9 protein-coding genes are annotated in these 12,494 nt (G+C 65.5%); 3 read left to right on the top strand and 6 right to left on the bottom strand.

Translation table 11 applies throughout. The annotated features are described in order from the left end of the window. Positions 1-20 precede the first annotated feature (20 nt). Positions 21-1,703, top strand: a complete 1,683-nt coding sequence (locus BLT16_RS05820; RefSeq protein WP_089657603.1) for a methyl-accepting chemotaxis protein — start codon at positions 21-23, stop codon at positions 1,701-1,703. Positions 1,704-1,799: 96 nt separating this feature from the next. On the opposite strand, the gene BLT16_RS05815 is transcribed toward BLT16_RS05820, so the two are convergent. From BLT16_RS05815 to ptsP, 4 genes are all read right to left on the bottom strand, one after another. Beyond that, on the bottom strand, positions 1,800-2,378 hold the full coding sequence (locus BLT16_RS05815) for an antibiotic biosynthesis monooxygenase (RefSeq protein WP_176817172.1): 579 nt from the start codon (positions 2,376-2,378) through the stop codon (positions 1,800-1,802). A gap of 267 nt (positions 2,379-2,645) precedes the next feature. Continuing rightward, positions 2,646-4,388 (bottom strand): PTS fructose-like transporter subunit IIB, encoded by a 1,743-nt coding sequence (locus BLT16_RS05810; protein ID WP_089657602.1) that lies wholly within the window; start codon positions 4,386-4,388, stop codon positions 2,646-2,648. Beyond that, positions 4,385-5,359, bottom strand: coding sequence for a 1-phosphofructokinase (gene pfkB, locus BLT16_RS05805; RefSeq protein ID WP_089657601.1), 975 nt, complete (start codon positions 5,357-5,359; stop codon positions 4,385-4,387). The genes BLT16_RS05810 and pfkB overlap by 4 nt, the downstream gene beginning before the upstream one ends. After that, positions 5,359-8,226, bottom strand: coding sequence for a phosphoenolpyruvate--protein phosphotransferase (gene ptsP, locus BLT16_RS05800; protein WP_089657600.1), 2,868 nt, complete (start codon positions 8,224-8,226; stop codon positions 5,359-5,361). The genes pfkB and ptsP overlap by 1 nt, the downstream gene beginning before the upstream one ends. Positions 8,227-8,490: 264 nt before the next feature. Between ptsP and cra the strand changes: the two genes are divergently transcribed. After that, positions 8,491-9,501 (top strand): catabolite repressor/activator, encoded by a 1,011-nt coding sequence (gene cra / locus BLT16_RS05795; RefSeq protein ID WP_089657599.1) that lies wholly within the window; start codon positions 8,491-8,493, stop codon positions 9,499-9,501. Between the two features lie 133 nt (positions 9,502-9,634). After that, positions 9,635-10,540 (top strand): cation diffusion facilitator family transporter, encoded by a 906-nt coding sequence (locus tag BLT16_RS05790; protein ID WP_089657598.1) that lies wholly within the window; start codon positions 9,635-9,637, stop codon positions 10,538-10,540. Here the strand turns inward: BLT16_RS05790 and BLT16_RS05785 are convergent. Both BLT16_RS05785 and BLT16_RS05780 read right to left on the bottom strand, forming a co-directional pair. Beyond that, a complete protein-coding gene (locus tag BLT16_RS05785; protein ID WP_176817171.1) occupies positions 10,535-11,239 on the bottom strand; it encodes a response regulator in 705 nt (234 codons plus the stop codon). The two genes, BLT16_RS05790 and BLT16_RS05785, sit on opposite strands and share 6 nt — an antisense overlap. Positions 11,240-11,273: 34 nt before the next feature. Next, the gene (locus tag BLT16_RS05780) at positions 11,274-12,392 is read right to left on the bottom strand and encodes an ISAs1 family transposase (RefSeq protein ID WP_089657596.1); all 1,119 of its coding nucleotides are present in this window, start codon (positions 12,390-12,392) and stop codon (positions 11,274-11,276) included. Positions 12,393-12,494: the final 102 nt, after the last annotated feature.

Raw genomic sequence — 12,494 nt, 5'->3', positions numbered from 1 at the left:
CTGCATTGAGGACCCGATACATGAATCGCTTGATGAACAACCTCTCGGTCAAAGCCAGCCTGACCGGCGTACTAACTATCTTTATTGTGCTGATTTTGGTGGTAGCCGGCCTGGGCTACCAGGGCGGTCGCCTGGGCGGTAACGCTCTCGCAGAGCTTGACCGCACCGCCCTGGACAGGCTGAACTACTTGAACCTAAGCCGGATCGCCGTCAGCGATACCCAGCTCCACTATCAGAACTACTGGGACGCTCTCGACGAGAACAACAGGTCACTCGCCGCCGAAGAGAAGTCGCTAGCCGAGCAGCGCCTGGATACAGCCCAGCAGCACTTTGCCATCTTTGACTCCCATCAAAGTGACGCAGATAGCGCCATGAGTGAGGCTGTGGCGGCTGACTTTACTGCGCTGGTCGATAACGTACTCCTTCCTCAGCAAGCTGCCCTCGAGCGAGGCGACGAAACAGCCTATCTCGACCTGCTGACCACAGCTCGCGAACATAACCAAGCCTTTGCCGCGTCGAGCAGTGCCTACGGCGATTACAGTTACGAATACGCCAACCAACTGGTGACCGACTACCGGTCGCAGATGTGGCTATACGGCGTTATCGATATTGCTGTGCTGATCCTCGCCGCACTGATTGTGCTGATCGTACGAGTCGCCCTGGTGGGCAGCATCGTCAAGCCGCTCGAAGAAGCGGTCGATCACTCGGAGCATATTGCCAAGGGCAACCTCTCCCAGCCGATCCCCGAGCTCGGGCGCAATGAGCTGGGCCGCCTCTTCTCGGCCATGCAACATATGCAGGCTAGTCTGGCCAAGACCGTGGCAAGCGTGCGTGACAGCAGTGGCTCGATTCATATCGGGTCGCGGGAAATTGCCAGTGGTAACAGCGACCTGTCATCTCGCACCGAGGAGCAGGCCGCCTCGCTACAAGAGACCGCCGCCAGCATGGAGCAGCTCACTGCCACGGTGAAACAGAACGCCGACAACGCGCGCCAGGCCAGCACCCTGGCCAATGACGCCTCGACCACCGCAGGCCGAGGCGGCGAGGAGGTCGACCGGGTGATCGCCACCATGCACGGGATTGCCGACAGCTCTAAAAAGGTGGTGGATATCATCGGCGTGATCGACTCGATCGCCTTCCAGACCAATATCCTGGCCCTCAACGCCTCGGTGGAAGCGGCACGCGCCGGTGAACAGGGCCGCGGCTTCGCGGTAGTGGCCAGCGAGGTACGTAACCTGGCCAGCCGCAGTGCCGATGCCGCCAAGGAGATCAAGTCACTGATCGAGGCCTCTGCCACCCAGGTCAAGGATGGCTCCGAGCTGGTCGAGAGCGCCGGCAGCACCATCCGCGAGGTGGTCGCCTCGGTGAAGCGCGTCAACGACATCATGGATGAGATCTCTGCCGCCTCTCAGGAGCAGAGCTCGGGCATCGAGCAGGTCAACCAGGCCGTGTCGCAGATGGACGAAGTCACCCAGCAGAACGCGGCGCTGGTCCAGCAGGCCTCGTCGGCCGCCGCCTCGCTGGAGGAGCAGGCTGCCAGGTTGGAATCGGTGGTTTCCACCTTCAAGATCGCCGACAGCGCCTCGCCCATGTCACGCCCCGCGCTGAGCGGCCAGGCGACTAGCGCGCCCGCCAAGCCACTTGCGGCTCCCACCGCGCCCAAGGCCAGCCAAAAGGCCGAGCTGGAGTGGGACTCATTCTGACAATGCCGTGAGGCAATACCGCTAGCTGCCAGACTTAGCTAGCGCTGACTCTCGACCCCCTTTCAAGCGGCCTGGCAACAGGGCCGCTTTTTTCATTCATGCACGACCTAGGTGCAACATACGCCCCAACTGCTCGCGCACGGTGCACTCGCCGCGCAGCCAGGGCGCCAGCAGCCGAGTCGACAGGGGAATGAACAGAAACACCATCAGTGGCGTCAGCACCAGGGTGCTGACCAGCACCTTGGCGACCAGCGGCAGCGTGGCCAGCACCCCGCCCGCCAGCAGTTGAAAGGCCAGCGACACGGGAAAGAACGCCAACCAGATGGCGACCGCCTGCTTCCAGCGCGGCGGCGTCTTTCCGCTGGCGTCGGCGAACCAGCGATCGAGCCCGGTGGCGCGGTGTTCATGGGGCGCCTCGAACAGGCCGGAACCGCGCACCAGCCAGGCACGCCGCGAGGCGGAGTGCTCCCAGGCGGCAAGGGTCGCGGCATCGCGGAAGCGGAAGATGATCTGATACTCATTGTCGCCGGGCGGTGGCGCCAGCACGCCGGAGCCAAGGTAGCCGGCGAAATCGGCGGCCAGCTCACGGCCTTCATTGAGCCAGGCGATAAAGGCGCGGTAGCGGCCATGGGCTACGCGGCGCGCCACCATCAGGGTCACGGGGGCAGTAGACATCGTGTATCTCCTGTTACCTCAGCGGTGCGGGTAGCGCCGCCGAGCGAACGAACGGCCCGGGTAAGGGCCTCCGTAATACTAGGCAAAAACTACACCATCTTCCTCAAAAACACTATCAGACCATTATCTACCTTACATGCCAGAAGAACGATCATCTTTCTGGATATATAAGGAATATTCCCCTAGCAAGATGCCATCATGCCCGACACCGCCCCCCATAAAAAAACCGGCACCCGTGGGTGCCGGCCAGTCCATGCAAGGAGGAGATCAATTGGTCGCGGCCACCGCCACCGGCGCGGCGCCGCGCTTGATGGCCGCGTAGCCCAGCCCGGTGATCAGTGAGCCGATCACGATTGCCGCCAGGTAGAGCAGCACCGGGGTGATGGCGTTGGGAATCAGCAGCACGAAGATGCCGCCGTGAGGGGCCATCAGCTGAGCGCCGACCAGCATCGACAGCGCCCCGGTCACCGCACCGCCGGCGATGCAGGCGGGGATCACCCGCAGCGGGTCCTTGGCGGCAAACGGAATCGCCCCCTCGCTGATAAAGCACAGGCCGAGAACGAAGGAGGCCTTGCCCGCTTCGCGCTCCGGCTGCGAGAACTTGTGGCGGGCAGCGAAGCTGGCGATGCCCATGCCGATCGCCGGCACCATGCCGGCCGCCATGATCGCCGCCATCGGCGCATAGGTCTGCGAAGCCAGCAGGCCAACGCCGAAGGTGTAGGCGGCCTTGTTGACCGGCCCGCCCAGGTCGAAACACATCATGGCGCCAAGCAGGATGCCTAGCAGCACCGCATTGGTGGCGTCCATGCCAGCCAGGAAACTGGTCAGGCCGGAAAGGATTGCCGCCACCGGCTCGCCGATCACGTAGATCATGGTCAGGCCGGTGACCAGACTCGCCACCAGTGGAATGATCAGGATCGGCTTGAGCGACTCGACGCTCGACGGCAGCTTGACGTATCGCGCCACCGCCAGCGCCACATAGCCGGCCAGGAAACCGGCCAGGATGCCGCCAATGAAACCGGCCTCGATCTCGGCAGCCAGCATGCCGCCGATCATGCCCGGCGCAATACCGGGTCGATCGGCAATCGAGTAGGCGATATAGCCGGCCAGTACCGGAATCATCAGCGCGAAGGCGGTACCGCCACCGATCTGCATCAGCGCCGCCGCCAGGGTGCCCTCCTGCTCGAAGGCATCGATACCGAACACGAAGGAGAGGGCAATCAACAGACCGCCGGCCACCACCATCGGCAGCATGAAGGAGACGCCGGTGAGCAGGTGCTTGTAGACGCCGACTTCCTTGAGGCTCTTCTTGGCCTCGGCGCCGGCAGCGGCACGTCCGGCCTCTTCCACCGCGGCATTGGCCAGCGCCGCCTCGATGGTTGGGCGAGGTTTCTTCAGGGCGTTGCCGGTGGAGGTGCGATAGATGCGCTTGCCGGCAAAGCGGGTGGGATCCACTTCGATATCGCAGGCCAGCAGCACCACGTCGGCGGCGGCGATCTCCTCCTCGGTGAGCTTGTCCTGGGCGCCTACCGAGCCCTGGGTCTCGACGCGGATCTGATGCCCCAGCGCCTTGCCGGCTTCGCTAAGCGCCTCGGCCGCCATGAAGGTGTGGGCGACCCCGGTCGGACAGGCGGTGACGGCCACGATCTTGCTGCCGCCAGACCCCGCTGCTGCCTGGGGCTGCGGCTCCGCTGCCGGCTGAAAGTCCCGGGCCTCGCGGCTAGCTCGTTCGAGGAAGGCCTCCGGGTCAGGCAGCGCTTGGTCGATGGGCGCCTGGTAGAGGCGCTTGCCGGTAAAGCGCTGCGGCTCGGGGACCCGCTCGGCGGCTACTACGACCAGGTCGGCGGCGGCGATCGCGTCAATGCTGACCGGCGTCAGCGGCTCGAGCTGGCCATGCATCTCGACGCTGACCTGCCACTGGCGGCGAACGGCGGCCTGCTCCAGGCGGCGGGCGGCGAGGAAGGTGGTCGCCATGCCGCTGGGACAGGCGGTGATCAGGATGATGTTCATGCGAGCGCTCCCCCTGTATCGACGTCGTCAAGGCGACGCACACGGGTCTGTTGTTGGAGAGAAGAGAGATCCTCGGCGTGGACGTTGCCCACCCCGAGGTGGCGAACCGATTCGGCCGATAGTGCCGTAGCGAAGCCCAGGGCTTGGGCGGGCGCATGGCCTTCGAGCAGGCCGTGCAGCATGCCGGCGACCAGGGTGTCGCCGGCGCCCACGGTACTGGCCACCGTGACGCGGGGCGGCGTGGCCAACCAGCTGCCGCGACGACTGACCCACAGCACCCCATCCGCCCCGGCGGAGATCAACGCCTCCTCGACGCCGGCGGCGTGCAGCCGCAGTGCCGCGGCGAGGCGTTCGGCCCGCGTGTCCAGGGCCCGCCCAGCCCAGTCGGCAAGCTCCATTTCATTGGGCTTGACCGCGGTGGGCCCGGCTTCGATGGCGGCCTTGAGCGCCGCCCCGCTGGTGTCGATCCATACCGGCAGGCCGTGACCGCGCAGCCGCACCACCAGCGCGGCCAGATCCTCGGCGGCGATGCCAGGCGGCAGGCTACCGCCGATCAGAACCGCATCGGGACGCTGGTCTGGATCACTGGCCAACGCATCGAGGCGTTCGACCAGCGTGCTGAAGGCGGCGGCATCGACCTGCAGCCCTGGCCCGTTGATGTCGGTGACCCGCCCGTCATGCTCAGCGACCTTGGCGTTGATGCGCGTTTCGCCGGCCACCCGCAGGAAGTCGTCGGTGACCCCCATGGCCTCGAAAGCGCGCAGGAAGGGGCCATCGTTGGCGGCTCCAAGAAACCCCGAGACGCGCACGCGATGGCCAAGCGCGGCCAGCACCCGCGCCACGTTGACGCCCTTGCCGGCGGCGTCGAGATGAGTCGCGTCGGTGCGATTGACCTGCCCCAGCGCCAGACGTGGCAGATTGATCGCCAGGTCCAGCGCCGGGTTGAGGCTGAGAGTGAGCACCTTGGCCATCAGCGAACCTCCAGGGCGTCGCGTACCGCCTCGCTGGTGGCCTGCGCCAGCGCCAGCTCGGCTTGGGCTCGCGACTCAGCCAGGTCGACATCACGCAGCCGCGCCTTGACCAGCGGCACCTGGCGCGCGCTGACCGACAGCTCATCGACACCCAGACCGACCAGCACCGGCACCGCCATGGCGTCGGAGGCCAGTTCGCCACATACCCCGACCCACTTGCCCTGAGCGTGGGCGGCATCGACGGTCATCTGGATCAGGCGCAGTACCGCCGGATGCAGGCCGTCGGCCTGGGCCGAGAGCTCGGGATGGCCGCGGTCGATGGCCAGGGTGTATTGGGTCAGGTCGTTGGTCCCCACCGAGAAGAAATCCACCTCGGCGGCGAGACTCGGCGCCAGCAGCGCACAGGACGGCACCTCGATCATTACCCCGAGCTGTACGTCGGTGGTACGCTCGGCGACGGGAATCTCGGCCAACAGGCGGTCGTAGATCGCCTTGGCCCGACGAAACTCGGCGACGTCCTTGACCATCGGCAACATGATCCGCAGCGGTGCCCCCTGCGCGGCCATCAGCAGCGCACGCAGCTGGGTCTCCAGCACCTCCGGCTGGGTCAGCGCTAGACGGATCCCTCGCAGGCCTAGGAAGGGGTTGTCTTCCTGGGGTACCGGCCAATACGGCAGCGGCTTGTCGCCTCCGACGTCAAGGGTACGCGCTACCAGCGGCCGCCCCTCCAGGGCAGTGATCGCCTCGCGATACTCCTCGATTTGCGTCGCCAGATCCGGCGCTGACGCATGCGCCATAAACAGGAATTCGGTTCGCAGCAGGCCGATACCCTCAGCCCCACGTTCCACCGCGTCCGCGGCGTGGGCGGTATTGCCAAGATTGGCGGCGACCTCGACGCGATGCCCGTCACGGGTCTGCCCCTCCTCGAAGCGCGCCTCCCATGCCGCATGCTCACGCGCCTCGCGCTCCTTGAGGCGCAGCTCGGCGCGGCTACGCCGCTCCGCCGACGGGGCCGGAATCACTCGCCCACGCTCGCCGTCGAGGATCATCTCGAGGCCGTTGTCGAGGGTCAGCACGCGCGCACCGCCGCCGACCACCGCTGGAATCCCCAGCGCCCGCGCCAGGATGGCGCTGTGGGCAGTGGCGCCACCGCGGGCGGTCAGCAAGCCGCGCACCCGCCCGGTGTCGAGGCGCGCGACATCGGACGGTCCCAGATCGTCTGCCACCAGAATATAAGGGTGCGCCGGCGGCTCGGGCATCTCCACCTGACAGAGAATACCGAGCACGCGGCGTCCGACGTCACGCAGGTCGGCAGCGCGCTCAGCCAGCAGCCGGTCGGCGAGCATCTCCTGGGCATGCGCCGCAGTATCGATGGCCTCCCACCAGGCCCCCTCGGCGGACAGGCCGTCGCGAATACCGTCGCGGGCCGCCTGGTGCAGCTCGGGGTCGTCGAGCATCTCCTCGTGCATGGACAGGATCTCGGCGACCTCACCGCCCGGCGCGCGCTTGACCAGCTCCTCGAGCTGCGTCTGGCCATCGGCGATGGCCTGCTCGAGGCGTGCGGTCTCGGGCCCCTCGCCGCAGCCCTGGCGCGGGTAGTCGAAGCGCGGCGTCCGCATCACGAATAGCGGCGCGATTGCCAGACCCGGCGACGCCGCCACCGCCAGATGCGGGGTGTCAGCCGGCAGCGGTTCCAGTGCAGGCGTCTCACCGGACGTTACGACGGCGTGTTCGCGCCCCTCATCGAACGACGCGACCTTCTCCCCAAGCCCGGCGCTGACCGCCTCGCAGACAGCCGTCAGCGCCGCTTCGGCACCCACGCCTTCGGCCGAGAACAGCAGCTGTTGCCCGCGCCGCGCACCGAGGCCGATCACCTTGGTCAGGCTGGCCGCCGACACCGCAGCACCGCCGCCGTCGGCCAGTCGTACCTTGATCGCCAACGGCTGTGCCCGCGCCACCTGCACCAGCTGTTTGGCCGGCCGCGCGTGCAGCCCGTGGGCGTTGAGTACGCGAACACTGGCGGTCTGGGCGCTGGCCGACTCGCCGGCCAGGCGCGCCAGCACCTCGGCTTCGCTCAGCGCCGCCAGACTCTCGCCGGCACCGCTGTCGAGCAGCGCCACCAGACGCTCCAGCAGCGGGCGATGCGCATCACCCTGGGCCGCCAGGCAGAACACCCCGTTGACCGGGCCGTTCACCGTGGTCAGCGGCGCCTCGGGGGTCGCCAGCGCCAGCGCCGGCTGGTTGACACCCCGCTCCCCGCTGGCCAACCACAGCCCCTGTCCCAGCGACTGGGGCGTGGCGGTGGCCATCGCCGCGACGAACTCGCTCTCCACACATCCCGTCTGGCGCAGACGTGCCGCGCCGGCCAGCGCCAGCTCAGCGGCATCCGCGGCAGGGAATCCCAGGCACAGCGTGTCGGCATCGAGGCGCGCCTCGACGACGGCCTTGGAGAGCAGTGCAGCGACCTCATCGGCCGCATTCGCCGCCGCCAACCGCTCGGCGACACCGTCACGGTCGAGCACATGGGTCAACTGGCGCAGGATATCGAGGTGCTCGTCGTTCTGGGCAGCGATAGTGACCAGCACGTGGATGCGGTTGCCGTCGTGCCACTCCACACCGCGGGGAAACTGCAGTACCCGCACCCCGGTGCGTTTGACATGCTGACGGCTATCCGGGGTGCCGTGGGGAATGGCAATGGCGTTGCCGAGAAAGGTCGACGACTGCGCCTCGCGGGCATGTAGCCCCTGGCGGTAGCCGGTATCGACCAGCCCCGCCGTCTCCAGCGCCTGGGCGGCGGCATCGAGCGCCTCGCGCCAGTCACTGGCCTGGCAATCGAGAAGGATATCGTCCTGGCCGAGTGTCAGCATGAGCTGCCTCCTGGTCGTGCCTCGCCCGACACGGGCGAGGGGCAATAATAGGCGTGCGGCAGGGCGGCATTTGACGGGCCGCGCTTCAGTCACTAAATCTTACAACCACGCGCTGAATCGTGTCACCATGCACTAACGACAATGCTGGATCGAGAACACGCTTTTATCAAGCCACAGCGTCTACGACTTTGGCAGGGGGCCGAAGCCCGTGCAGCTGGCGTAGAATGAGGAAGCCGACGAATGCCCAAGCCAAGGAAATCCGTCATGACCCTAGCCGAAATCGCCCGCCTGGCCGGCGTCTCGCGTACCACGGCGAGCTATGTGATCAATGGCCGGGCCAAGGAACGGCGAATTAGCCAGGACACCGTCGATAAGGTCATGGCCGTGGTCGAACGCCATCACTATCGCATCGATGCCCAGGCTGCCGCACTGCGCCGCGGTGCCAGCCGCACCCTGGGATTGATCATTCCCGACCTGGAGAACGCCAGCTATGCGCGACTCGCCAAGCGTCTCGAACGCGGCGCCCGTGAGCGCGGCTACCAGCTGCTGATCGTCGGCTCCGACGACGATCCCGAGAGCGAGCGCGAGCTGGCAAGGGCACTACGCGCTCAGCGCTGCGACGCCTTGATCGTCGCCAGTTGCCTGGCCATGGATGACCCTTTCTACGCCGACCTGATGGCGGGCGGCCTGGCCGTGATCGCCGTCGACCGTGCCATGGATCCGGCGCACTTCGTCAGCGTGGTCAGCAACAACCAGGCGGCGGCCCACGCCCTGACCCGCTCAGTGCTATCACCCGAGGTTGAACGTATCGCCTGGCTGGATGCGGTGCCGCGACTGTCGATCAGCGTTGAGCGCCGCGCCGGCTTCCAGCAAGCCTTGGCCGACTCCGCGACCCAAGCGGTGACCTACAGCGCCGCGCGCTATGACCGCGGCGAAGGGGCGCGTCTAATGCGCCAGCTGCTCGACGATCACGGCCTGCCCGACGCCCTGGTTACCGCGTCCTACACCCTGCTAGATGGCGTCTTCGACGTCCTGCTCGAACGCGGCCACCTGCCCCAGGGGCTGCGCCTGGCCACCTTCGGTGATGATCGGCTGCTGGATTTCCTGCCATTAGCGGTCAATTCACTGCCCCAGGATCATGCTCGCATCGCCGAACTCACCCTCAACCGTGCCCTGGCGGCCTGCCAGGACGACTATCGCCCAGGTCAGGACGTCGTCGAGCGCAGCCTGCGGCGACGCCTGCCACAGCTGACAGGCCACCCCGACATGGTATAGAATATTCAACACTCGGACGCCGCGGCGACAGCGTCTCGCGAGGTTATACCACGATCCACCGCCCGGATTTCATCGATCCGGGCGGTGGATTTTTTGATATAGGGTCGCCGATCACTCAGCACAGGTAACCGTAATGAATGCCTATCTTGAACAGCGTGCGCTGAAAATCTCTACCGCCACGACGCTGGTGGTGGCGAGCCTGGGGGTGGTGTTCGGGCTGCTCTCCGGCTCGCGCTCGATCCTCTTCGACGGCGTTTTCTCGACCATCGATGCCGCCATGTCGCTGCTGGCGCTGTTCGTTTCACGGCTGGTCATGAAGGAGTCGAGCCGGCGCTTCCAGCTTGGCTACTGGCACTTCGAGCCGATGGTCGCCGCGCTCAACGGCTCGATCCTGCTGCTGCTGTGCTTTTATGCCTTCTTGAACGCCATCAGTGGACTGATGGAAGGTGGCCGCGAGCTGGCCTTCGACGTGGCGATCGGCTATGCCGTGATCGTGTGTGCGGTCTGCTATGCGATGTACTTTTACGAGCGCCGCCTGAATCGCCGTGCCCACTCGGAGTTCGTGCGCATCGATACCCAGAGCTGGCTGATGGCAGCGCTGATCACGACGGCGCTGTTGGTGGCCTTCGCGGCCGGGCTGCTGATGCAGGAGACGCCGCTGGCACACTGGACGCCCTACGTCGACTCGGCGCTGCTGGCGGTGTTGACGCTGTGCTTCATGCCGGTGCCGATCGGCATCGTGCGTCGCGCCATGCGCGAGGTCATGATGATCGCGCCGACAGCGCTGGACGCCGAGGTACGTGCCGCAATGGCGCCCGTCATGCGCCACGAGGGGTTGCTGGAATACGCCAGCCACGTGGCCAAGAGCGGCCGCGTGCACACCATCGAGATCCACCTGCTGACCACCCCCGAGTTCGCCCGCGACGCTGGAGTGGCGCGGCTCGATGAGGTCCGCGAGGAGATCGCCTCGCGGCTTAGCATCCCCGGCGAGCAGCGCTGGTTCACGCTGTCGTTCACTGCCGAGCGGCGCTGGCTATGAGGGTTCACCCTGCATCCAGCGCTGTTCCAACGCCGCCAGCGACGGCGCCAGCCGCTGCCGCAGCGACGCCAGTGCCGCCTGACAGGATGCACGCTGCGAGGCGGCCTGCTCGAGGCGCTGTGCCGCTTGCATCAACTGCCTTAGCCCGAGGCTTCCGGCCTCACCCTTGATCAGATGGGCCAGCTGCGCGATGTGCTCCATATCCTCGGCAGCGTGGGCTGCGCTCAGCTCGTCGAGGCGTGCCGGCATATTGGCCTGAAACAGTGAAAGCAGCGCCTGACGATCTGGCAGCGGCAAGCTCGCCTCGAGTTCATGCAAGGCGGCGGTATCTAGCCACTGCGGCGTCGGGTCATCAGCGTCGGTCGGCGCCATCGCAGTGGCTGGTGGCTCACCGGGCAGGTGGCGTTCCAGCACCGCCAGCAGCGTCTCACGAAACAGCGGCTTGGCCAGGTAGCCATCCATACCGGCCTCGCGGCAGCGCGCCTGATCGCCATCCAGCGCCCCTGCGGTCATCGCCACAATCGGGACATCCCGGGTCCAGCCATCACGCTGACGCAGTTCCCGGGTCACCGCCAAGCCATCCATGTCAGGCATCTGCACGTCCATGAAGATCAGCGCAAAGCGCTGTGCCTCACAGCAGGCCAGCGCTTCGCTACCGCTGGCCGCTACCGTGACCCGACAGCCCAGCCGCTCGAGCATGGCCACCGCCACCAGGGAAAACGCATGAAAAATCCTACACCGCGAGAACGTCGGCCAGATAGGTCTCATCCAGGGCGGCTTTCTTCTGCTTCCGCCGGATTCCGCCTTTGAAACGCGTCTCCCCTTTGAGGTAATTCAAGGCGATATGACGCACCCTGGCGAGATTTTCAGCGGCCTGACCGCGATGGATTTTGCAAGCATCCTCGCGGAGCGCCACATCCAAGGACCAGTGGAGCTTATTCTCGACAAACCAATGCTGGCGAGCCGCTTCGGCGAGCTTCTTGGCGCTCAGTTCGGCAGAGCTGATGTAGTAACGGATCATTGGCGCCTCTGGTGCGTCATCACCTTGCTGGCGGAAACTCATCACCACGCTCACCGTTTTCAGGCCTGGCCATTCATAGCTAAGCTCCTGAAACTCTTCAGTAACTTCGCTGACAATATGGTACCTCGTCTCTTTTCGGCCACGGTTCTTCTCATCTGTGACATAGGCGTCACCCTCGAAGCTGACTACCTTGGCCATAGGAAACGCGGCCTCGAAGGCGTCTGCCAGGGCCGGCTGATTGTCCTTCACGGACAGTAGGTAATCGGCGCCCTTCTGCAGGACCTGTGTGGCGATCTTCTTCTGGCATCCCATGGCATCGATCGTCACCAGGCAGCCTTGCAGATTGAGAAGCTTGAGCAGCTCGGGAATCGCCGTGATCTCGTTGGACTTTTCGGCCGTCTTGACCTGGCCCAGCACCACACCATTCGCCGCACTGAAGGCACTGACCATGTGGATCGCCCCTTTGCCCTTCCCTCGGCAGTACGACCCACGCAGCGTCTTGCCATCGATGGCCACCACCGCGCCCTCCGTCACATCGTGGCAGGCCTTCATCCACTCGGCGAATGCGCTTTGCAGCTGCTCGGCATTCACCAGGGCCATGACCCTAGCCAAGGTGTCATGGCTCGGCACGCCAGCTTCAAAATCGCCGTACTGGCGCAGAAAGTCGAGCTTTGCGTGGCCAAAATCCTCGATTTCGTCCCAACCCTCGGCACCACAGATCACCGCACAGACCGTCAGAAACAGGATATCCGACAGCTGATGCTGCACTTTCCAGGCCTGGCGGAAGTCGGGAACGATCGATAAATGGTGCATAAGCGATGGTGTCAGCATGAGGTCATCTATGAGCAAAAGCCGTTAGATGACCACATTAGCTCCTACTGGTAAAGCGCTACGAGGCCCGTCGTAGAGCGGTTTTTCATGCGTTTTCCCTGC

The organism is Franzmannia pantelleriensis, from assembly GCF_900102875.1.
GTDB classification, from domain to species: domain Bacteria; phylum Pseudomonadota; class Gammaproteobacteria; order Pseudomonadales; family Halomonadaceae; genus Franzmannia; species Franzmannia pantelleriensis.
This window is presented reverse-complemented; position numbering and strand designations above follow the sequence as displayed.

Coding starts and splice junctions, on each gene's coding strand:
- ptsP (WP_089657600.1), bottom strand. CDS start 8,226: ATGCTGACACTCGGCCAGGACGATATCCTTCTCGATTGCCAGGCCAGT.
- BLT16_RS05785 (WP_176817171.1), bottom strand. CDS start 11,239: ATGCTCGAGCGGCTGGGCTGTCGGGTCACGGTAGCGGCCAGCGGTAGC.
- cra (WP_089657599.1), top strand. CDS start 8,491: ATGACCCTAGCCGAAATCGCCCGCCTGGCCGGCGTCTCGCGTACCACG.
- BLT16_RS05815 (WP_176817172.1), bottom strand. CDS start 2,378: ATGTCTACTGCCCCCGTGACCCTGATGGTGGCGCGCCGCGTAGCCCAT.
- pfkB (WP_089657601.1), bottom strand. CDS start 5,359: ATGGCCAAGGTGCTCACTCTCAGCCTCAACCCGGCGCTGGACCTGGCG.
- BLT16_RS05780 (WP_089657596.1), bottom strand. CDS start 12,392: ATGCTGACACCATCGCTTATGCACCATTTATCGATCGTTCCCGACTTC.
- BLT16_RS05820 (WP_089657603.1), top strand. CDS start 21: ATGAATCGCTTGATGAACAACCTCTCGGTCAAAGCCAGCCTGACCGGC.
- BLT16_RS05810 (WP_089657602.1), bottom strand. CDS start 4,388: ATGAACATCATCCTGATCACCGCCTGTCCCAGCGGCATGGCGACCACC.
- BLT16_RS05790 (WP_089657598.1), top strand. CDS start 9,635: ATGAATGCCTATCTTGAACAGCGTGCGCTGAAAATCTCTACCGCCACG.